The 19317-nt window shown below is 70.0% G+C and carries 21 protein-coding genes and 1 other RNA gene; 6 read left to right on the top strand and 16 right to left on the bottom strand.

All coding sequences use genetic code 11. The annotated features are described in order from the left end of the window. Positions 1-275: 275 nt before the first annotated feature. The 6 genes from AC3IF3_RS09120 to AC3IF3_RS09095 all read right to left on the bottom strand — a co-directional run bounded on the left by AC3IF3_RS09120 (position 276) and on the right by AC3IF3_RS09095 (position 4101). Positions 276-710, bottom strand: coding sequence for a tellurite resistance TerB family protein (locus AC3IF3_RS09120; RefSeq protein ID WP_243971102.1), 435 nt, complete (start codon positions 708-710; stop codon positions 276-278). A gap of 84 nt (positions 711-794) precedes the next feature. After that, positions 795-995 (bottom strand): DUF3606 domain-containing protein, encoded by a 201-nt coding sequence (locus tag AC3IF3_RS09115; protein ID WP_489228400.1) that lies wholly within the window; start codon positions 993-995, stop codon positions 795-797. 137 nt (positions 996-1132) lie between these two features. Next, positions 1133-1441, bottom strand: a complete 309-nt coding sequence (locus AC3IF3_RS09110) for a BrnA antitoxin family protein (RefSeq protein ID WP_489228398.1) — start codon at positions 1439-1441, stop codon at positions 1133-1135. Then, on the bottom strand, positions 1434-1706 hold the full coding sequence (locus tag AC3IF3_RS09105; protein ID WP_243971107.1) for a BrnT family toxin: 273 nt from the start codon (positions 1704-1706) through the stop codon (positions 1434-1436). The genes AC3IF3_RS09110 and AC3IF3_RS09105 overlap by 8 nt, the downstream gene beginning before the upstream one ends. 92 nt (positions 1707-1798) lie before the next feature. Beyond that, positions 1799-2020 carry a YbdD/YjiX family protein gene (locus AC3IF3_RS09100; RefSeq protein WP_243971109.1) on the bottom strand — a complete coding sequence of 74 codons (222 nt, stop codon included), beginning with the start codon at positions 2018-2020 and terminating at the stop codon, positions 1799-1801. A gap of 8 nt (positions 2021-2028) precedes the next feature. Further along, the gene (locus AC3IF3_RS09095; RefSeq protein WP_489228396.1) at positions 2029-4101 is read right to left on the bottom strand and encodes a carbon starvation CstA family protein; all 2073 of its coding nucleotides are present in this window, start codon (positions 4099-4101) and stop codon (positions 2029-2031) included. A 216-nt stretch (positions 4102-4317) separates the two neighbouring features. Between AC3IF3_RS09095 and AC3IF3_RS09090 the strand changes: the two genes are divergently transcribed. From AC3IF3_RS09090 to AC3IF3_RS09080, 3 genes are read left to right on the top strand one after another with little or no spacing between them, the layout of a single operon-like run. Further along, entirely contained in the window at positions 4318-4515 is a 198-nt protein-coding gene (locus tag AC3IF3_RS09090; protein ID WP_243971113.1) for a DUF3311 domain-containing protein, read from the top strand. Beyond that, positions 4505-5995: a monocarboxylate uptake permease MctP gene (gene mctP / locus AC3IF3_RS09085; protein ID WP_489228394.1), complete on the top strand. Its 1491-nt coding sequence runs from the start codon at positions 4505-4507 to the stop codon at positions 5993-5995. Before AC3IF3_RS09090 ends, mctP begins: the two co-directional genes overlap by 11 nt. Before the next feature lie 53 nt (positions 5996-6048). Beyond that, positions 6049-6918: an NAD(P)-dependent oxidoreductase gene (locus AC3IF3_RS09080; protein ID WP_489228393.1), complete on the top strand. Its 870-nt coding sequence runs from the start codon at positions 6049-6051 to the stop codon at positions 6916-6918. Between the two features lie 197 nt (positions 6919-7115). Here the strand turns inward: AC3IF3_RS09080 and miaA are convergent, their stop codons facing one another. Continuing rightward, positions 7116-8030, bottom strand: coding sequence for a tRNA (adenosine(37)-N6)-dimethylallyltransferase MiaA (miaA, locus tag AC3IF3_RS09075; RefSeq protein ID WP_489228392.1), 915 nt, complete (start codon positions 8028-8030; stop codon positions 7116-7118). Positions 8031-8044: 14 nt separating this feature from the next. On the opposite strand from miaA, the gene serB reads away from it, so the two are divergent. Next, complete coding sequence (serB, locus tag AC3IF3_RS09070) at positions 8045-8938, top strand: phosphoserine phosphatase SerB (RefSeq protein WP_489228391.1); 894 nt, start codon at positions 8045-8047, stop codon at positions 8936-8938. A gap of 4 nt (positions 8939-8942) precedes the next feature. Here the strand turns inward: serB and AC3IF3_RS09065 are convergent, their stop codons facing one another. From AC3IF3_RS09065 to AC3IF3_RS09035, 7 genes are all read right to left on the bottom strand, one after another. Next, on the bottom strand, positions 8943-9386 hold the full coding sequence (locus tag AC3IF3_RS09065) for a DUF1640 domain-containing protein (RefSeq protein WP_489228390.1): 444 nt from the start codon (positions 9384-9386) through the stop codon (positions 8943-8945). A gap of 352 nt (positions 9387-9738) precedes the next feature. Beyond that, a complete protein-coding gene (locus AC3IF3_RS09060) occupies positions 9739-11277 on the bottom strand; it encodes a Do family serine endopeptidase (protein ID WP_243971124.1) in 1539 nt (512 codons plus the stop codon). 115 nt (positions 11278-11392) lie between these two features. Then, a complete protein-coding gene (gene hflC / locus AC3IF3_RS09055; RefSeq protein ID WP_489228388.1) occupies positions 11393-12358 on the bottom strand; it encodes a protease modulator HflC in 966 nt (321 codons plus the stop codon). Further along, positions 12355-13536, bottom strand: a complete 1182-nt coding sequence (gene hflK / locus AC3IF3_RS09050) for an FtsH protease activity modulator HflK (protein WP_489228386.1) — start codon at positions 13534-13536, stop codon at positions 12355-12357. The genes hflC and hflK overlap by 4 nt, the downstream gene beginning before the upstream one ends. A gap of 373 nt (positions 13537-13909) precedes the next feature. Then, the gene (locus tag AC3IF3_RS09045; protein ID WP_489228384.1) at positions 13910-14401 is read right to left on the bottom strand and encodes a dihydrofolate reductase; all 492 of its coding nucleotides are present in this window, start codon (positions 14399-14401) and stop codon (positions 13910-13912) included. Continuing rightward, complete coding sequence (locus AC3IF3_RS09040) at positions 14398-15192, bottom strand: thymidylate synthase (protein ID WP_489228382.1); 795 nt, start codon at positions 15190-15192, stop codon at positions 14398-14400. Before AC3IF3_RS09040 ends, AC3IF3_RS09045 begins: the two co-directional genes overlap by 4 nt. Positions 15193-15256: 64 nt before the next feature. Further along, positions 15257-16102 carry a CPBP family intramembrane glutamic endopeptidase gene (locus AC3IF3_RS09035; protein WP_489228380.1) on the bottom strand — a complete coding sequence of 282 codons (846 nt, stop codon included), beginning with the start codon at positions 16100-16102 and terminating at the stop codon, positions 15257-15259. Here AC3IF3_RS09035 and ssrA point away from each other — a divergent pair. Then, positions 16094-16476, top strand: a transfer-messenger RNA (tmRNA) gene (ssrA, locus tag AC3IF3_RS09030). The genes AC3IF3_RS09035 and ssrA overlap by 9 nt on opposite strands. 66 nt (positions 16477-16542) lie before the next feature. Next, complete coding sequence (locus AC3IF3_RS09025; protein ID WP_243971135.1) at positions 16543-17169, top strand: SspB family protein; 627 nt, start codon at positions 16543-16545, stop codon at positions 17167-17169. A 376-nt stretch (positions 17170-17545) separates the two neighbouring features. On the opposite strand, the gene AC3IF3_RS09020 is transcribed toward AC3IF3_RS09025, so the two are convergent. After that, complete coding sequence (locus tag AC3IF3_RS09020; protein WP_489228378.1) at positions 17546-17824, bottom strand: hypothetical protein; 279 nt, start codon at positions 17822-17824, stop codon at positions 17546-17548. An 84-nt stretch (positions 17825-17908) separates the two neighbouring features. Further along, positions 17909-19297, bottom strand: a complete 1389-nt coding sequence (locus tag AC3IF3_RS09015) for a cytochrome P450 (RefSeq protein ID WP_489215306.1) — start codon at positions 19295-19297, stop codon at positions 17909-17911. Positions 19298-19317 lie beyond the last annotated feature (20 nt).

Genomic DNA, 19317 nt, shown 5'->3' with positions numbered 1-19317 from the left:
TGCCTTCCGCATCCGCCCCGCGACCGGGCCCAGCCTACGCCGCGGAGCGACGCTCCGGCACCTTCACGACCCGGCAGATCGCCGTCAGCGCCGATCGGACGGGCCGTCGAGCGGGCGGCGCCCGGATCGGGACCCGCGCCGCCACCGGCCCGACCTCGCGGGTCAGGGCGCCGGCGAGCGCGTCCGGTGCTCGCGTGCGCGATCGACCAGCGTCGGACCGAAGGCGATCTCACCCATCCGACGAACCGACACGGCTCACCCGCGCCTGAAAGCCCTCACCGCAGCAGCGCGGACTTGTCGACGTGCAGGGCGGCGGCGATCTCGTCGAGCGACGTGTGCTCGACCGTGCTGATCCCGTCGATATCGGCCACGTCGGCGCCGATCAGGAACACGTCCTGGCGCTGCTCGATCGGCCGCTCGGCGATGGCGGCCACGAGGCGCAGGTTCTCGAGCCGGCCGGCCCGGGTCTTGGCCCGGGCGATCGCCTCGTAGAGTTCCTGCTCGACCCGCAGGGTGTCGTAGGATTTCTCGAGGATCGGGTTGGCGCGGATCCCGGTGATCGCCGACTCGATCTCCTCCTCGGCCACGTCCCCGTCCGCCACGATGACGTTGGCCGCGGAGGAGACCGCGGCCTGCAGGAAGACCGCGTCGCCCGCATACGACATGATCGTGCGGCCGAACCGAAGGATGGCGTCCTGGAAAATGCTCATGCCGACCTCCCGTGGGACCGGAGATGGCGGATATTGTGGCCGCCGAGTCAAGCTCCGGCCGAGCTTGTCCCGGGGATGGGCGCCTCAGATGGCGGGCTCGTGGCCGGGCCAGTCCCGCCCGAGATGGGCCGCCACGCGGGCCGGATCGTCGCCCACCGCCGCCACCGCGGCCTCGACCCGCTCCACCGGCACCATGAACCGGCGCGCCCAGTAGGCCCGCTCCCAGGCATGGGCGACGTTCACGGCCCGGGGCTCAGTCTGATCCTGTGCACGCTCGTCGGTCATCGGCCCTTCCGCGTCTCGCGAGGGCCGGCCGGCCCTCCGGCGTGGAGAACGCCGGCCGGGCCGGATCGGGTCCGGACGACGGCAGACGCGCGTGTTTCGACCGTTGCGAGCCGCGCCCGCGAAGCCGGCGATCACGCTTACGTCAGCGACCGCGCGGCCGCCCGCAGGGCGTCGTTCATCCGGGTCTGCCAGCCCGGTCCCGTGGCCTTGAAGGCCTCGACGGTCTCGGCATCGAGCCGCAGGCTCACGAGCTGCTTGGTCGCCGCCTTCTGCGGTCCGCGGGACCGGCGCAAGGTGGCGGCCAGTTCGGGGAACGCCTCGGCGAAGGGACGCGCGTCGCGCGCCTGTTCGGCGGTGACCTCGGGGTTGTCCGGATCGGCGGCGATGCCGGCCTGGATCCGAGCCTCCTCCGCATCGGTGATCGGCGGCAGGTCGAGCTTAGGCATTCTCGTAGATCCTCCGTTCCGCACGGCTCGCCGGACGTAAACTGATGAGCGACAGCGCCTCCGATCCCAGCGGGGCCATCACCGCCGCAACGAGGAGCCCGTCCAGCACGCCTATCGCCACGAAGCGGGCTCTGCCGTCCCGCGCGGGATAAGACGGCACGATTACCGAATCCTCAAACAGAAAGCGGTCGCGGGCATCCGCGAAGTCGAGGCCGTGCTTTGCGAAATTGATCTCCCGCTTCCGCTCATCCCAGACGACGCGCATGCCGAGATCTACGATCCGAACCGCGATTGGTCAATCTGATCGTAGATACAATTTGCGATCGCCTGTTGAGAGATCGCGGCTCTCTGCCGTCTTCAACAGCAGCGGAAGCCGGAGGTATTCCCAACCCCGAAGCGGGCGTTCTCGCGATTGCGAAAAAACTCGACCTCGGTCATCGGCGCCCGGTCCGGATGGGTGCGGCGGAGGTGCTCGGCATAGGCCGCGTAGTCCCCCTGCCCGACCATCAGCCGGGCGCCGTCGCAGACGCATTTGGACAGCGTCCGGAGGCGATCCCGCAGGTTTGGCTGCTGCAGCATGACGTGCCCTACTCCGCCGCGGCCAGGCGCGGCTCGGTCTCGCTGGCGGTCCAGCGGTCGGCGCGCCACGCCTTGAGGCAGGCGGCGATGCCGAACCCCGCGATGGCGACGACGAGGCCGATGAACAGGGCCGCCAGCACCGCGTCGATCCGGTCGTTGAGGATGATCTGGCTCATCTGGTCGGCGGTCTTGGCCGGGGCCAGGATCTTGCCGTCCGCGGCGGCGGCCGCGTAGCGCTCGGCATGGGCCAGGAACCCGATCTTGGGGTCGGCGGACATGATCTTCTGCCAGCCGGCCGTGAGGGTGCACAGGCACAGCCACGCGGTCGGCAGGATGGTCACGAACGCGTAGCGCTCGCGCTTCATCTTGAAGATCACCACGGTGCACAGCGTCAGCGCCACCGCGGCCAGCATCTGGTTCGAGATGCCGAACAGCGGCCACAGGGTGTTGATGCCCCCCAGCGGGTCTGTGACCCCCTGGTACAGGAAGTAGCCCCAGGCCCCCACCGAGATGGCGGTGGCCGCGATGCTCGGCCCCCAGGACGTGGTGTTCTTGAACGACGGCACGGCGAGCGCCACGAGATCCTGCACCATGAACCGGCAGGCGCGCGTGCCCGCATCCACGGCCGTGAGGATGAACAGGGCCTCGAACAGGATCGCGAAATGGTACCAGAAGGCCATCATCGCCTTGCCGCCGATGGCCGAGGAGATGATGTGGGCCATGCCGACCGCGAGTGTCGGCGCGCCGCCGGCCCGGGAGATGATCGTGCGCTCGCCGACATCGGCGGCGGTCTGGGTGATGATGTCGGGCGTCGTGGCGAAGCCGAGCTTGGTGACGGCGGCCGCCGCGGTCTCTGGCGTCGTGCCGACGAGCGCCGCGGGCGAGTTCATGGTGAAGTACACGCCCGGGTCGATCACGCAGGCCGAGACGAGGGCCATGATCGCCACGAAGGATTCCATCAGCATGCCGCCATAGCCGATGAAGCGGGCATCGGCCTCGCTGGCGATCAGCTTCGGGGTGGTGCCCGACGCGATCAGGGCGTGGAAGCCCGAGACCGCGCCGCACGCAATGGTGATGAACAGGAACGGGAACAGGCTGCCCGCCCAGACCGGGCCGGTGCCGTCCACGAACTTGGTCACCGCCGGCATCTGCACGTGCGGCGCCACGACGGCGATGCCGAGCGCCAGACCCACGATGGTGCCGATCTTGAGGAAGGTCGACAGGTAGTCGCGCGGGGCGAGCAGCAGCCAGACCGGCAGGATCGAGGCGACGAAGCCGTAGCCGATCAGCATCCAGCAGAGCTGCGGGCCCGTGAAGGTGAAGGCCGGCCCCCAAACCGGGCTCGCCGCCACGGAGCCGCCGGCCAGGATCGCCAGCATCAAGAGGACGAAGCCGAGGATCGAGACCTCGCCGATCCGGCCGGGGCGGAGATAGCGCGCATAGACCCCCATCAGCATGGCGATCGGGATCGTCGACATCACCGTGAAGGTACCCCACGGGCTCTCGGCCAGCGCCTTGACGACGATCAGCGCCAGCACGGCGAGCAGGATCACCATGATCAGGAAGGTGCCGAACAGGGCGATGATGCCCGGCACGGTGCCGAGCTCGGCCCGGATCAGCTCGCCGAGCGAGCGCCCGTCCCGGCGCATCGATACGAACAGGACCATGAAGTCCTGCACGGCGCCGGCCAGCACGACGCCCGCCAGGATCCAGAGCATGCCGGGCAGGTAGCCCATCTGGGCGGCCAGCACCGGACCGACCAGCGGGCCCGCCCCCGCGATCGCCGCGAAATGATGGCCGAACAGCACGCCGCGGTTGGTGGGGACGTAGTCGAGCCCGTCATTGTGGCGCACCGCCGGGGTCACGCGCTTCGGGTCGAGGCGCATCACCTTCTCAGCGATGAACTTAGAATAGTAGCGATAGGCAATCAGATAGACGCAGACCGCGGCGACCACGATCCAGAGGGCGTTGATCGTCTCGCCCCGCTGGGTCGCCACGATCGCCAGAGCCGCGGCGCCGAGCGCGCCCACCAGGGCCCAGGGCCCATGGTCGCGGAGTTGCCTGCCGAGCGCCGTACCCATGTCGTTCCTCCCAGAACGCCGCCTCGGGCTCGGGCGGCTCCGGGGAGCCGCCGGCCGGGATTCGTTGATCCCGTGCGACAGGTCCGGTTTATCCTATCGGCCTCCCGTTGACGCAAGCGATCTGAACTGTGATGCAGCGCGTCAGACCGCACGATGACCGCCGCGTGTAACGGCGGATATCCGTCGCCGAGCCGTTTTCCTCGACCGGGCCGAACCATGGAATCCCGACGCCGCTCGCCGCTGATGTGGCTCCTGCTGCTGCCCTTCCTGGGGCTCCTGTGGGTGCCGTTCTACAACCAGCGCGATCCGATGCTGTTCGGCTTCCCGTTCTTCTATTGGTACCAGCTGGCCTGGGTGCCGCTGACCTCCCTGATCCTCTACGTCGTCTACCGGGCCGTGCGCGATGACCGCTGATCTCGATATCCCGGCCCTGTCGGTCTTCCTCTTCTTCTTCGTGCTCGTGACCGTGATGGGCTTCGTCGCCGCGCGCTGGCGCCGGCCCGAGACGCTGGCCCATCTCGACGAATGGGGCCTGGGCGGGCGCAAGTTCGGCACCTGGATCACGTGGTTCCTGATCGGCGGCGACTTCTACACCGCCTATACGGTCATCGCGGTGCCGGCGCTGGTCTACGCTGTCGGCGCCTACGGGTTCTTCGCCCTGCCCTACACGATCATCGTCTACCCGTTCGTGTTCGCGGTGATGCCGGTCCTGTGGCAGGCCGCCAAGGACAAGGGCTACGTCACGGCGGGCGACGTCGTGTACGGCACCTACGGCTCGCGGGCGCTCGAACTGGCGGTCGCCGTTACGGGCGTGGTCGCTACCATGCCCTACATTGCCCTGCAGCTGATCGGCATGGAGGTGGCGATCAAGGCGCTGGGCCTGCACGGCGAGATCCCGCTGATCCTCGCCTTCCTGGTGCTGGCCTTCTACACCTACTCGTCGGGCCTGCGGGCCCCGGCGCTGATCGCCTTCGTCAAGGACATCATGATCTACGTCGTGGTGCTGGTGGCGGTGGCGATCGTGCCGTCGAAGCTCGGCGGCTACGCCGCGGTGTTCGACGCGGCCGACGCGGCGTTCAAGGCCAAGGGCTCGGGCGGCACGCTGCTCAGCCCGGCGCAGATCCTGCCCTACGCCTCCCTGGCGCTCGGCTCGGCGCTCGCCGCCTTCATGTACCCGCACACGCTGACCGGCATCTTCGCCTCCTCGGGTGGCAACACGATCCGCAAGAACGCGGTGCTGCTGCCGGCCTACACGCTGCTCCTCGGGCTGCTGGCGATGCTCGGCTACATGGGCCACGCCGCCGGCATCAAGGTGGCGAGCAACAACGATGTGGTGCCGATCCTGTTCAAGACCCTGTTCCCGGGCTGGTTCGCGGGCTTCGCCTTCGCGGCCATCGCCATCGGCGCCCTGGTGCCGGCGGCGGTGATGTCGATCGGCGCCGCCAACCTGTTCTCGCGCAACGTCTGGAAGGCCTACGTCAACCCGAACGTGACCCCGTCCGGCGAGGCCCAGGTCGCCAAGATCACCTCGATGCTGGTCAAGATCGGCGCCCTGGTGGCGATCCTGGTCCTGCCGACGCAGTTCGCCCTCGATCTGCAATTGCTCGGCGGCCTGTGGATCCTGCAGACCCTGCCGGCCCTGGTCTTCGGCCTCTACATGTCGTGGTTCCGGGCGCCGGCCCTGCTCGCCGGCTGGGCGGTGGGCTTCGTCGCCGGCAGCGCCATCGCGTGGTCGGACGGGCTGAAGCCCCTGCACACCCTGACCTTCGGCGACGCGAAGCTCACGCTCTATACCGGGCTCCTGGCGCTCGCCGTGAACATCGTGGTGGCTGTCATCGTCAACGCGGCGCTGACCCTCGGGGGCCGGAACCCGGCCGTCGCCGCCGGCCGCTGAGCCACCGTTCGGGATCGCGCCGGAGCGATCCGGCGGACGTTGAGGAGAGCACAATGGCGAAGGTCGCATTCCTGGGCCTCGGCGTGATGGGCGGCCCGATGGCCGGCCACCTCGCCAAAAAGGGTGGCCACGACGTCACCGTCTACAACCGCACGACCCCCAAGGCGGAGGCCTGGGTGAAGACCTATGGCGGCGCCTCCGCGGCCACGCCCCGGGAGGCCGTCGCGGGCGCCGAGATCGTGTTCGCCTGCGTGGGCAACGACGACGACCTGCGCAGCGTCGTGCTGGGCGGTGACGGCGCGCTCGCCGGCATGAAGCCCGGCGCCGTCTTCGTCGACCACACCACGGCCTCGGCCGAGGTCGCCCGGGAACTCGCCGCCGCCGCCGAGGCCAAGGGGGTGGGCTTCATCGACGCCCCGGTCTCCGGCGGCCAGGCCGGCGCCGAGAACGGCGTGCTCACCGTGATGTGCGGCGGCGCGCCGGCGACCTACGCCAAGGCCGAGGGGGCGATCGGCGCCTTCGCCCGGGCCTGCCGGCTGATGGGCCCGGTGGGCTCCGGCCAGCTCACCAAGATGGTCAACCAGATCTGCATCGCCGGTCTGGTCCAGGGCCTGTCCGAGGGCGTCCACTTCGCCAAGCGCGCCGGCCTCGACGTCGAGGCGGTGCTCGACGTGATCTCCAAGGGGGCCGCCGGCTCCTGGCAGATGGAGAACCGCGGCAAGACCATGAACCAGGGCCAGTTCGAGTTCGGCTTCGCGGTCGACTGGATGCGAAAGGATCTCGGCATTTTGCTCGACGAGGCCCGCCGCAACGGCGCCAAGCTCCCGGTCTCGGCGCTCGTCGACCAGTTCTACGCCGAGGTGCAATCCATGGGCGGCAACCGCTGGGATACGTCGAGCCTGGTGGCCCGGCTGGAGCGCTGAGCGCTCTTTTCGCGCGTTGCCAAACCGGCCCCCGCTGCGTCTCCCTCTCCCCTCTGCGGGAGAGGGTGGCCCGCGAAGCGGGTCGAGAGAGGGGAGCGACGGCGCAGAACAAAGCTCTGCCCCTCATGAAAGGCGCGCCTTTTCCGGAGCCCGCGCTCCCCTCCCCCGCAGAGGGGGGAGGGAGAGATGCGGTAAGCTCACAGTTCGCTCTGAGCCGCCTCCGAATCGAGCCAGCGCCAGTCCGTTCCCATCTGGTGGCGGAACCACGTGAATTGCCGCTTGGCGTAGGCACGCGTATCCGCCTGCCCCCGGACGATCGCCGCCTCCAGATCGATCGCCCCGTCGAGATGGGCGATCAGGCCCGGCACGCCGTGGGCACGCATCACCGGCAGCATCGGATCGAGCCTTCGCGACCGCAGGCGGGCGACCTCGTCCAGCGCGCCCTCCGCGATCATTGCCCGGAAGCGGGCGTCGATTCGGGCGCGCAGCACCGCGCGATCGGGCGCCAGGAAGATTCTTTTGAGACTCCAGCCGGCCAGGGGCCCGGGCACCGGGTCGCCGTAGAAGCTGGCGATCGGCCGGCCAGTGGCAAAAAAGATCTCCAGGGCGCGCATCACCCGCATCCGGTCGCTCGGGCGCAGGCGGGCGGCACCCTCGGGGTCGTGCCGGGCGAGGTCGGCGTGCAGCGCCTCGGTGGGGCGCCCCTCGGCCTCCTCCCGCACCCGCGCGCGCACCGCCTCGGGCACGGGCGGCAGCTCCGAAAAGCCCTGCTCCAGCGCCCGGAAGTACAGGCCGGTGCCGCCGACGAAGACCGGCAACCGCCCGTCGAGCGCCGCGAGCAGCGCCGCCGCGTCGCGGGAAAAGTGCCCCAGCGAATAATTCACGGCGCCGTCGACATGGCCGTAGAGGTGGTGGGGCACCCGGGCGGCCTCATCCGGGTCGGGCCGGGCGGTGAGGCGGCGCAGGTCCGCGTAGACCTGCATGGAATCGGTGTTGATCACCACGCCGCCGTGGCGCAGCGCCAGCCGGGCGGCCAGGGCCGACTTGCCCGACGCAGTGGGCCCTGCGATGAGGATCGCCGCCGGGCGCCCCCCGTCCCCCCGGTTTGGCAAGGCGAACCTCCACGATGCTGGTCGCGGTCCTGATAGCAAACCCGGATCGGCCGTCCATCACCGACGCGGTCCTGGCCGAGACGCGCGCCGTGCTGCGGACGGAGAACCAGCCCCGGATCCTGCACGGGGAGGTCGCGGCCGAGATCCTGGTCCCGGGCGAGCCCGCCGCGGCCGCGTCCCTCACGGAGCGGCTGCGGACCGCGCTCGCGGGGGAGCCGATCGACCTCGCCGTGCTGCCCGCCGACGCGCACCGCCGCAAGCGCCTGTTCCTGGCCGACATGGACTCGACCATGATCGAGCAGGAATGCATCGACGAGCTCGCAGGCACCCTCGGCCTCAAGGACCACGTGGCCGCGATCACCGAGCGGGCGATGCGCGGCGAGATCGCCTTCGAGCCGGCCCTGCGCGAGCGCGTGGCGCTCCTGAAGGATATCCCGGTCGCGGCGGTGGACGGTCTGATCGCCGATCAGCTCAGCCTGACCCCGGGCGGCCCGACGCTGGTGCGGACGATGCGGGCGCACGGCGCCCGGACCTGCCTGGTCTCGGGGGGCTTCACCCTGTTCACCGGCCCGATTGCCGGGATGATCGGGTTCGAGGCGCACCGGGCCAACGTGCTCGGCGTCGCTGACGGGCGCCTCACCGGCACGGTCGAGGACCCGATCGTCGGCAAGGCCGAGAAGCGCGCGGCGCTGATCGAACTGCGCGACGCCCTCGGGCTTAGCCCCGCCGAGACCTTGGCGGTCGGCGACGGCGCAAACGATCTCGACATGCTGGCGGAAGCCGGCCTCGGTGTCGCCTTCCGGGCCAAGCCCGCGGTCGCGGCCGCCGCCCGGGTCCGGATCGAGCACGGCGACCTCACCGCGCTGCTGTACCTGCAGGGCTATGCGGCGGCCGAGTTCGTGGCGTGAGGGGTCAGTGGATGAGGATCCGAGCGAGCGTGACGACGGCACCCAGGAGAGCCACCGTCTGAAAGCCGATCGCACCGAAGATCCAGCGCACCATCTCCACCTTGGCAGAGGCAATCGCGCCTTTCGTCGTTTCGATATCCGCCTTCATCTCGAGGCCGAGAGCCTTGATATCGGCTTTGGTGGAAACGCGGAGATTCTCGCTATCCGCCTGCGTCGTTAGCCGCAGAGCCTCGATATCGGCGCGGGTCTGGATCTTCAGCGCTTCGATATCGCCGCGAACGGCCTGGATTTCAGCCTGAACGTCGCGGATGTCAGCCTTCGTCGCGAGGGTTCCGTCAAAGACATCGACCAGCGCATCCGCCAAGCCCTCGGCCTGCTCGGGTGACAGCTTCGCCTTCTCGCGCAGGGCGCGGGCGAATTTTTGGGTGTCGAAGGCGACGGCCGTCATGGGGTTCGAGAGAGCTCGAGCCGGATCGACTCACGGCCCCAGTGTGCTGCACGGATCCGCCGCGTCAATGCGGCCTCCCAGCTCCTGTCGAACCGCTTCGCGGCGCATCCCGTGCTGGGTCCCGGATCAGGTTCCGCTTCGCTCCACCTGTCCGGGAAAGGGGGGCGGGGCAAGATGAAACGTCAGGCCCTTTCCCGGGCGCATGCAGCGCCAGCGGAATGCGACCCGGGACCCAGCGCAAGACTTGCCGCGAAGCGGCTCTCCCTAAAGGCGCCCAGCCCTGTCCCGAAAACGCGAAGGCCGCCGCATTCTTTCGGAGCGACGGCCCTCGGCCTTTCGATGCGGAGCCGGTTTACTCGAGCCCGACCGCCACGAACCGCACGTCGCCGGTGGCGCTGGCCACGAGGAGCAGCACCGACTTGCGACCGTCCTTCTTGAGGGCGTCGATCCGCTTCGTCACATCCGCCGGGGTATTCACCGATTCCTGGCCGACCTCGACGATCACCTCGCCGGGCTGGATCCGCTTGTCGGCCGCCGTCGAGTTCGGATCGACGCGGGTGACGACCACACCCTTCACGGTGTCCTTGATGGCGTATTTCTTCCGCAGGTCGTCGGTCATGCCGGACAGGTTGAGCCCCAGCGCCTGACGGGTCGCGCTCTCGGGCTCCGGCTGGCGCAGATTGGCGAGCTGCGGCTTGTCGCTGTCCTCCAGGCGGCCGAGGGTGACGGGCTTGGTCACCTCCTCGCCCTTGCGCACCACCACCACGTCGACCTTCTGGCCCACGGGGGTCGAGGCGACGATCCGCGGCAGGTCGCCCGAGGCCTTCACGGGGGCGCCGTTGAACTTCACGATCACGTCGCCGACGTCGATCCCGGCGGTCTTGGCGGGGCCCTTCTCGTCGACACCGGCCACGAGGGCGCCCCGGGCACCGCCCTTGAGATTGAGCGCCTCGGCGGTGGTGTCGTCGACGTTCTGGATGCGCACGCCGAGCCAGCCGCGCCGGACCTCGCCGAAGTCGCGCAACTGGTCGATCACGGGCTTGGCCGTGTCCGACGGGACCGCGAAGCCGATGCCCACCGAGCCGCCGGTGGGCGACAGGATCGCCGTGTTGATGCCGATCACCTCGCCGTCCATGTTGAACAGCGGCCCGCCGGAATTGCCCTTGTTGATCGCCGCGTCGGTCTGGATGTAGTTGTCGTAGGGTCCGGACTCGATGTTCCGGCCGCGCGCCGAGACGATGCCGGCCGAGACCGAGCCGCCGAGTCCGAACGGGTTGCCGATGGCGATGACCCAGTCGCCGGGCCGCATCGTGTCGGAATTGCCGAACGGCACCGCCTTCAGCGGGTGATCGGCCGGGGGCTTCACCCGCAGCACCGCGAGGTCGATCTTCGAGTCCTTGCCGACGATCTCGGCCTTCAGCTTGGTGCCGTCGTGCAGGATGACCTGGATGTCGTTGGCGTCGCCGATGACGTGGTTGTTGGTCACCACGATCCCGGACGCGTCGATGATGAAGCCCGAGCCGAGGGAGTTCGACTTGCGCTGCTGACGCGGCGCGTCGTTGTCGCCGCGCTCGCCGCCCTTGCCGCCGCGGCGGTTGAAGAACTCCTCGAACAGGTCCTCGAACGGGGTGCCCGGGGGCACCTGCGGCATGGCGCGCCCGCCCCGGGCCTCGACCGTGGTGGAGGCGGAGATGTTCACCACCGCGTCGGTCACCTGATCGGCGAGGTCGGCCAGCGAGGCCGGCCCCTTGGCGAAGGCCGGGCGCGGCACGGCGGCGCTCGCGACCGAAGCTCCGAACAGGACAGCCGCCACGAGGGCGCGGGTGCGGGAGCGGGGCTGCGCCTTCGCGCGGCCGAAGGGCGCCACGGGGGCGCGCGCGACGGGGTGCATGATCGACCTCTTCAAGACCGCGTTTCCAGCGTCGCGGGCCCCTGATCGATGATCGGGGCCCGCGTATCGACGTGCAAGGTAGTCTTCCGGTGCCCGCGCGCCAACGCGCGTCCGATCAGCGCGCCGTCCCGGCGGTGGAACCGGTGGTGGCGCTCGGATCAGCCGGTCCCCGCGGTGCCCGCGTCGCTGCGGCCGCCGCCCGGCCCTGCGGATCGCTGAAGTAGCGGAAGAAATCCGTGTTCGGGCTGATCACCAGCCGCGTGTCGGACCCCTTCAGGCCGGTCTCGTAGGCCTGCATCGAGCGGTAGAAGCTGAAGAAGTCCGGGTCCTTGCCGAACGCCTCGGCGAGGATGCGGTTCTTGTCGGCATCGCCCTCGCCGCGCAGCTGCTCGGCCTTCTGCGTCGCCTCGGCCAGGATCACCGTGACCTCGCGTTCGGCCTTGGCGCGGATCGTGGCGGCGCTCTGGTCGCCGTTGGCACGGATGTCGGCGGCCTCGCGCTCGCGCTCGGTCTTCATCCGCCGGTAGACCGCGGCCGAGTTCTGCGCGGGCAGATCGACGCGGGTCATGCGTAGGTCGACGATCTCGACGCCCAGCGCCTTCGCCTGCCGGTTCACGTCCTCCTGGATGTTGTGCATCAGCTGGCCGCGCTCGGTCTTGACGATGGCGTCGCGGGTTGAGCGGGCGAGCACGTTGCGCAGGCTTGAATTGGTGAAGCTGGCCAGCCGCTGATTGGCCAGCCCGATATTGCCCACCGCCTGGTAGAAGCGCAGCGGATCGAGGATCCGGTAGCGGGCGAAGGCGTCCACCTCCAGGTTCTGCCGGTCGGCGGTGAGCACCGTCTGCACCGGCAGGTCGAGGTCGAGCACGCGCTTGTCGAAGATCACGACGTTCTCGACGAACGGAACCTTGAAGTAGAGGCCGGGCTTCTCCTCGCCGGTGGCGTTGAGCACGGCGCGGACACGGCCGAATTGCAGCACGAGCGCCTGCTGCATCTGGCCGACGGTGAAGATCGAGGCATAAAGCCCGATCGCGACGATCGCGGCGACGGCGATCAGGCCGGTGCGGAGGGCCTGTTTCATCGGGCGGCTCCCGCCTGAGCCGGGGACTGGGCGCGCGCACCGAATTCGGTGAGCGGCAGCACGGGCAGGACCCCGGCCGCGGTGGCGCCGCCCGGCTGCGCGCCGTTCTGATCGATGATCACCTTGTTCACGGAGCCCAGGACCTTCTCCATCGTCTCCAGGAAGATCCGCTCGCGGCTGATCGCCGGGGCGGCCTTGTAGGAGGCGTAGACCTCGCTGAACCGGGCCGCCTGGCCGGTGGCGTCGGCCGTCGCCTTGGTCCGGTAGGCCTCGGCCTGCTGGAAGATCTGGGACGCCTTGCCCCGGGCCTGCGGCACTTCGCGGCTGGCGTAGGTCTTGGCCTCGTTCTGCGCCGTGTCGGCGTCCTGCTGCGCGGCGTTCACGTCGATGAAGGCGGGACGCACCTCCGGCGGCGGGTTGACCGAGACGAGCTGCACCACCTCGATGCGCACGCCGGCGCCGTACTCGTCGAGCGCCTTCTGGACCATCTCCTTGACCTCCTGGGCGATGCTCGACTGCTCGTTGGTGAGGATCGCCTGGATGTTGCGGCGGCCGATCACCTCGCGCATCGCGCTCTCGGAGATCGCCTTGATGGTGCCCTCCGGGTTCTGGAGGTTGAACACGAAGTCGGAGGCCTTGAGCGGGTTGATCCGCCACTGCACCTCGAAGTCGAGGTCGACGATGTTCTCATCACCGGTCAGGATCAGGCTCTCGTCCGGCACGTCGCGGTTGCGGCCCTGGCCGCCGGGACCGGCGCGGAAGCCGATCTGGATCGAGTTCTGGGAGCCGACATCCGGCTTGACCACCCCGCCGATCGGGTAGGGGAAGTTGTAGCGCAGGCCCTCGCCCTTGGTGCCGACGTAGCGGCCGAAGATCGTCTCGATGCCGACCTGACGCGGATAGACGGTGTAGAAGCCGGTGGCGAGCCAGACCGCGACGGCGAGCGCCGCGATGACCGCCGCGCTGCGGCCGCCGCCGAAACCGGTCGAGCCGCCGCCGCTATAGCCACCGCCGGTGCCGCCACCCCCCGGGATCAGGCCACGCAGGCGATCCTGCCCACGGCGGAGCAGTTCCTCGAGGTTCGGCGGAGTCTTGCCGCCGCCGCCCCAGGGGCCGCCGCCGTTGCCGCCGGGTCGGCCCCAGGGACCCCCGCCGCCGCTCTGATTGCTCCAAGGCATCCTAGCCGTCGTCTCCCGCCTGTCCGCGCCCGGCCCGATCCCGGCGGGCGCCCCCCTTGGCCTGAACGGCCACGCTCGCCCGTCTAGTCCCGGATGGCCGGGCGATCCGGCCCCTCGCAGGCCTAGCGCATCGTCCTGGATATCGGAACCAGGACGACACGTAGGTCTTTGGTTTTGCATCATCTTTTTCCGAAAGCCGGAAACCGCCTCTCGGGATGATGCTCTAAGCGCTTGCACGGGCGCATCGTCCCGCAAGATGTGCAAGCCTGCGGTGAGCGCACGCACCCGATTGGCACCTGCGGGCGCGCCCCCCATGCTGTCAAGGCTGGCAGGTGGGCATGCGCGACGCCAAAGGCAAATGCGGCGGCGCGCCTCAGCGCACCCGATCCCAATCGACGAACGCGAACGCGTGCGCGTCGCGGGGACCCGCCGGGTGCTGCTCGCGGAAGGTCTCGCGGAAGCGGGCCCGGTCGAAATCCGGGAATCGCACATCGCCCTCCGGATCGGCCGCGACCTCGGTGAGGTGGAGCCGATCGGCCCGCGGAAGCGCGATTGCGTAGATCTCGGCGCCGCCCACCACCATCAGCTCCGGCCCGGCGGCAGCCGCCAGCGCGGAATCCCAATCGTGGACGGTCTCGGCGCCCTCCGCCCGAAAGGTACGGTCCCGGGTGAGCACCAGCGTGCGGCGGCCCGGGAGCGGTCGGCCGATCGAGTCCCAGGTCCTGCGGCCCATCAGCATCGGCTTGCCCAGGGTCAGGGCCTTGAACCGCTTCAGGTCGCTGGAGAGATGCCAGGCGAGGCCGTTGTCGCGGCCGATGACGCCGTTGCGGGCGATGGCCGCCACCAGCGCGACGATCGGGCTCATACCGCCACCGGGGCGGCGATGGCGGGGTGCGGGTCGTAGCCCGCGACGGAGACATCCTCGTACCGGAAGGCGAACAGGTCGCGGACCTCGGGATTGAGCCGCAGCTGCGGCAGCGGGCGCGGGGCGCGGGCGAGCAGGGTGCGGGTCTGCTCCAGGTGGTTCCGGTAGAGATGCGCGTCGCCGAAGGTGTGGACGAAGTCGCCGACGCCGAGCCCGGTCACCTGGGCGATCATGTGGGTGAGGAGCGCGTAGCTCGCGATGTTGAACGGCACGCCCAGGAAGGCATCGGCCGAACGCTGGTAGAGCTGACAGGAGAGCCGCCCGTCGCTCACGTAGAACTGGAACAGGCAGTGGCAGGGGGCGAGCGCCATCCGGTCGAGGTCGGCCGGGTTCCAGGCCGAGACGATCAGGCGGCGGGAGTCGGGGTTGCGGCGGATCTCGCCCAGCACCCAGGCGATCTGGTCGACGGTGCCGCCGCCGGGCTTCGCCCAGGAGCGCCACTGCTTGCCGTAGACCGGGCCGAGGTCGCCGGCCTCGTCCGCCCACTCGTCCCAGATCGTCACGCCATTCGCCCGCAGGGCGGCCACGTTGGTGTCGCCGGTGAGGAACCAGAGCAGCTCGTGGATGATCGAGCGCAGATGCAGACGCTTGGTGGTGACCAGCGGGAAGCCGGCCGACAGGTCGAAGCGCATCTGGTGGCCGAACACCGAGAGCGTGCCGGTGCCGGTGCGGTCGTCCTTGGCGGTGCCCGCGTCGAGGATGCGCCGGAGCAGGTCGTGATAAGCGTCCATCGGCCCTTCCTGCGCGCCGGCGCGGCGCCCGGCAAGCGCGCCGCCGACATATGCACCGCTCCGCTCAGGGCGGCCACAGCAGGTAGGTCACGAGGGCGAGGTTCGACCAGCCGTGGAGGGCGATGCCGGGCCAGAGCCGGCCGGTGCGCCAGCGCAGCCAGCCGAGGGCCAGGGCGAGGGGCAGGAGCGAGACGGGCCGGGCGAGCCCCCAGGACGAGACGTGGGCGGCCGCGAAGATCACGGCTGTGACCAGGATCGCCCCCGCCGGTCCCAGGGCCGCGTCGGCGCGGGCATAGGCCTCGCCGCGCAGCAGCAGTTCCTCGGCCACCGGGGCCAGGATCGTGAGATAGGCGAGCCATGCCGCCACAGCGGCCTGGCTCATGAACGGCGACAGCCGGACGTGCTGGCCGAAGCTCGCGCCGAACAGCTCCGCGGTGCCGGTCACCCAGGCGATGTGCAGCACCGGCCAGACCAGGAGCAGCCCCAGCAGCGCCACCGGCCGCATCCCGTTCTGGCGTTCCCGGTCGAGGGCGAGGCGGCGGCGCCACCCGGCCCGGTCCCGCCACCACGCGCCGCCGAGCACGAAGGCCGCGAGGAAGACCTGGCGCAGGGCGTCGACCGCGAAGGCCCGGTGGGCAAGTTCCACCGCGCTGAGGAACTGGCGCCGCTCCGGCGGCAGGAACGGGTCGATCCCGTTCCACAGGTCGAACCCGACGCGCACGCTCGCCAGCGAGAGCAGGCTCGCGGCGCCGAGGTAGAGGATGACGAGCCCGATCAGGACGGCGAGGCGCCCCATCGCCGACCAGACGCGCCCCGGCCGGGGGCCGTCGCCCGGGGACTGCGCGCTTCCCGCAACAGCCTCGCCGAGAGACTCGCCCTGAGACAGCGACGCGACACGATCGGGCTTCAAAACCGGACCGATCCCCTCTATATCTTGGGTGCCGGTCGCGAGGCCGGCTATGGCGATAAACGTTCTTCGCAATAAACCTATCGGACCCGGGGGCGGTACCCGGCGCCTCCACCCGAACCCAGGACATGCTGCCGCAAGGCGCGTGACGGGAGCCTGGGCTCCGGCGGGGGCGAAGTGAGGATCGACGAGGGCGTAAAGGTTGGACTTTCGCTCGGCATGGTTCCGCCGTTATCGGGCCTCTGCAACAGTTGCCAACGACAACTTTGCTCTGGTGGCGGTGGCCGCGTAAGCGGTCCCCAAGATCGATCTGAAGTCCTAGCGGGTAGCACCGCATAGGCGGGGTCCGGAGGCACCTGGTACCAAAAGCCTCCACTTCATTCCTCGGTCCGGCCATCCGCGGCGGGGCGCCGGGCACAGACCGGGCTAGAGCGCGACCGCAGATGGCAGACGACCTGATCCGCTACGATCTCCTGGTACAGGACGCCCTGCGCGGCGTCGTGCGCAAGGTGCTGACCGACGCGGCCCGCGAAGGGCTGATGGGGGAGCACCATTTCTACGTGTCATTCCGGACGGAGGCGCCCGGCGTGCGGATGTCGCAGGCCCTGCGCGAGAAATACCCGCAGGACATGACCATCGTCCTCCAGCACCAGTTCTGGGACCTCAACGTCACCGAGCACGCCTTCGAGGTCGGCCTGTCCTTCTCGGGCGTGCCGGAGCGGCTCCTGGTGCCATTCGACGCCCTGTCGGGCTTCTTCGACCCCTCCGTGCAGTTCGGCCTGAAGTTCGACCTGAGCGAGGCCGGCGAGACCCCCGAGGAGGCCAACACCGCCCCGGCCAAGTCCGGCCCGCGCGGCGCGGGCTCCGAGCCCGGCGAGGTCCGCCCCAAGGGCTCCGGTCTCGCCACGATCGGCGCGGCCGCGCCGAAGGGCCTGCCGGCCCCCGCTGCCCAGGGCGACAAACCCACCGGCAAGCCGGACGAGAAGGCCCCCCGCCCCGCCGCCAAGAAGGAGGGCGAGGAGGGCAGCGCCGAGGTCGTGAGCCTCGACGCCTTCCGCAAGAAGAGCTGAACTCTTCGGGTCAAATCGACGGCCCGGGGACTCAGGAGTGGACGAGGGGATCGCGCGGTTAGGGCTGTCGGCGAGCGAGCGGAAGCACCGCGCGAAGCGCTTCAGATTTTGGCCCTCGCCGTAGCCGTGTCGGCCCTCGGCCTCGGCTTCGGCGGTCTCTTCATTGCGTCACGGCTCTACGACCGCAAAACCCGTCAGCTTGAGGCGCGTCGGGGCGATGAGCGTACGTTCGAACGAAGGTCTGAAGGCTTACCCGATCGCCGGCATCGATCGCTCAGGACGACCCGCTCGATGATCGCCCGGAGAGCTGGCACGCGACACCGGCAGGATTTTAGACCGCGCCGACGCCAAGAGGCTTGTCGTGCCCTGTAGCTGATCACGGGCTCAGCAGTTTGACGCAGGCGGCGCCCGCGCCGAAGAACGCCGCCGCTGCCGCCATGCCGGCCAAAGCGATGGAGAGCGGGGCCAGGACCCGGTCCCGACCGAGCTTCAGCGTCCCGGCGCGCAGCTTCGCTGCCACGGCCTGAAGCTTGGTCTGCTCGTCGATGAGCTTACGCTGCTCGGCCTTGAACGTTTCCGTTTCGGCATTGGAGCGCAGGACGCGGGCGACCTGCTCGGCGTAGCCCAGCGTGGCGGGAGCAAGGGTATTGGCCATCGCGGTTCGTGCCTGAGCCCAGCCTGAGCGAATCTTTCGTCTCGGTCAGCGCTGTGAGAACGCATCGGGAACCCGTCGACCCGCTCAGGCCCGTCCCTCGGCCTCCATGCGCAGCCCGTGCTCCGGCCGCAGCGTCACCCGGTGGAGCGGCGTGACCGGTGGGTGATCCGCCGGCAGGTGGAACCGCACCGCCCGCACGATGTGCGCCAAGAGGATCACCGCCTCCTGAACCGAAAAGCTCTGGCCGATGCAGACCCGCGGTCCGGCGCCGAACGGCAGATAGGCGAAGCGCGGGATGCTGTCGCGGTTCTCGGGCAGGAACCGCTCCGGCACGAAGGCCTCGGGATCCTCCCACAGCAGATGGTGCCGATGGAGCACCCAGGGCGCCACCATCACCAGCGAGCCCCGCGGCACCTTGATCCGGCCGAGCCGGTCGTCCCGGACCGCCTGCCGGCTGAGGAACGGCACCGGCGGGAACAGCCGCATCGCCTCCTCGATCACCGCCCGGGTGAAGGGCAGCCGCTCCACGGCGAAATCCCCCGGCCCCGCGGCATCGACCTCGGCCTCGATCCGCGCCTGCGCGGCGGGATCCTGCGACAGGCAGTAGAGCGTCCAGGTCAGGGAATTGGCCGTGGTCTCGTGGCCGGCGGCGATGAAGGTGACGATGTTGGCCTTCACGGCGAGATCCGAGAGGCCGGTGCCGGTCTCGGGATCCTGCGCCGCCAGCAGCAGGGTCAGCAGGTCCCGGGGCGCCTCCCCCTGCGCCATCAGCCCCTTGCGCCGGGCGATCAGTTCGTCGACCACCTCGGCGAAGAAGCGCCCGGCCGGCCGCGCCCGCAGGCGGCCGATCCGCGGCACGAAATCGGGCACGCCGAACACGTCGAGGGGGTCGATCGGCCCCACCGCCTCCAGGAAGCGCGTGATGGCGCGGCCCAGCGCGTCCGGGTCGCCCGGCAGCCCCTGCGTGAAGATCGTCCGTTCCAGCACGTCCAGGGTGACCCGGGTCATCTCCAGGGCGACGTCGACCCGCTTGCCGGCCCGGCGGGCGAGGCGCCGCCCGAGCTTGGCGCCGGCGGCATTCATGGCCTCGGAAAAACCCTGGACGGTGCGGGCGTTGAAGATCGGCGCCAGGGTCCGGCGCTGGAGCCGCCACTCGTCGCCCTCGGCGCTCAGCAGGCCGTTGCCGAGCCCCGGGGCCAGGACCCGCCGCTGGAGGTCGTCCTTGCGGTAGCCGTCGGCGTTCTCGACGAGCAGGTAGCGGATCAGCGCCGGGTCGCTCACCACGGTGATCCGGCCCATCGCGCCCTCGGCCGCCACGACCGGCAGCTTGAAATGCACGTCCATCCAGGTGGTGATCGGGTTCTTCCGCGCCGCCCGCAGGAACTCGAACAGGCCCAGCGGCTCGCGCAGCGGCGGCGGCACGGCGGGGCGGAACCGGGTGACGGGCTCGGGGAGATCGATCGTCGCGCTCATCGGCTCCTTCCGGCGGGAAC

It is taken from the genome of Methylobacterium sp. J-118 (genome assembly GCF_057836565.1).
This window is presented reverse-complemented; position numbering and strand designations above follow the sequence as displayed.

Excerpts from the sequence above, each read along its gene's own strand:
- AC3IF3_RS09120 (WP_243971102.1), bottom strand. The coding sequence starts at position 710 with ATGAGCATTTTCCAGGACGCCATCCTTCGGTTCGGCCGCACGATCATG.
- AC3IF3_RS09115 (WP_489228400.1), bottom strand. The coding sequence starts at position 995 with ATGACCGACGAGCGTGCACAGGATCAGACTGAGCCCCGGGCCGTGAAC.
- AC3IF3_RS09110 (WP_489228398.1), bottom strand. The coding sequence starts at position 1,441 with ATGCCTAAGCTCGACCTGCCGCCGATCACCGATGCGGAGGAGGCTCGG.
- AC3IF3_RS09105 (WP_243971107.1), bottom strand. The coding sequence starts at position 1,706 with ATGCGCGTCGTCTGGGATGAGCGGAAGCGGGAGATCAATTTCGCAAAG.
- AC3IF3_RS09100 (WP_243971109.1), bottom strand. The coding sequence starts at position 2,020 with ATGCTGCAGCAGCCAAACCTGCGGGATCGCCTCCGGACGCTGTCCAAA.
- AC3IF3_RS09095 (WP_489228396.1), bottom strand. The coding sequence starts at position 4,101 with ATGGGTACGGCGCTCGGCAGGCAACTCCGCGACCATGGGCCCTGGGCC.
- AC3IF3_RS09090 (WP_243971113.1), top strand. The coding sequence starts at position 4,318 with ATGGAATCCCGACGCCGCTCGCCGCTGATGTGGCTCCTGCTGCTGCCC.
- mctP (WP_489228394.1), top strand. The coding sequence starts at position 4,505 with ATGACCGCTGATCTCGATATCCCGGCCCTGTCGGTCTTCCTCTTCTTC.
- AC3IF3_RS09080 (WP_489228393.1), top strand. The coding sequence starts at position 6,049 with ATGGCGAAGGTCGCATTCCTGGGCCTCGGCGTGATGGGCGGCCCGATG.
- serB (WP_489228391.1), top strand. The coding sequence starts at position 8,045 with ATGCTGGTCGCGGTCCTGATAGCAAACCCGGATCGGCCGTCCATCACC.
- AC3IF3_RS09065 (WP_489228390.1), bottom strand. The coding sequence starts at position 9,386 with ATGACGGCCGTCGCCTTCGACACCCAAAAATTCGCCCGCGCCCTGCGC.
- AC3IF3_RS09060 (WP_243971124.1), bottom strand. The coding sequence starts at position 11,277 with ATGCACCCCGTCGCGCGCGCCCCCGTGGCGCCCTTCGGCCGCGCGAAG.
- hflC (WP_489228388.1), bottom strand. The coding sequence starts at position 12,358 with ATGAAACAGGCCCTCCGCACCGGCCTGATCGCCGTCGCCGCGATCGTC.
- hflK (WP_489228386.1), bottom strand. The coding sequence starts at position 13,536 with ATGCCTTGGAGCAATCAGAGCGGCGGCGGGGGTCCCTGGGGCCGACCC.
- AC3IF3_RS09045 (WP_489228384.1), bottom strand. The coding sequence starts at position 14,401 with ATGAGCCCGATCGTCGCGCTGGTGGCGGCCATCGCCCGCAACGGCGTC.
- AC3IF3_RS09040 (WP_489228382.1), bottom strand. The coding sequence starts at position 15,192 with ATGGACGCTTATCACGACCTGCTCCGGCGCATCCTCGACGCGGGCACC.
- AC3IF3_RS09025 (WP_243971135.1), top strand. The coding sequence starts at position 16,543 with ATGGCAGACGACCTGATCCGCTACGATCTCCTGGTACAGGACGCCCTG.
- AC3IF3_RS09020 (WP_489228378.1), bottom strand. The coding sequence starts at position 17,824 with ATGGCCAATACCCTTGCTCCCGCCACGCTGGGCTACGCCGAGCAGGTC.
- AC3IF3_RS09015 (WP_489215306.1), bottom strand. The coding sequence starts at position 19,297 with ATGAGCGCGACGATCGATCTCCCCGAGCCCGTCACCCGGTTCCGCCCC.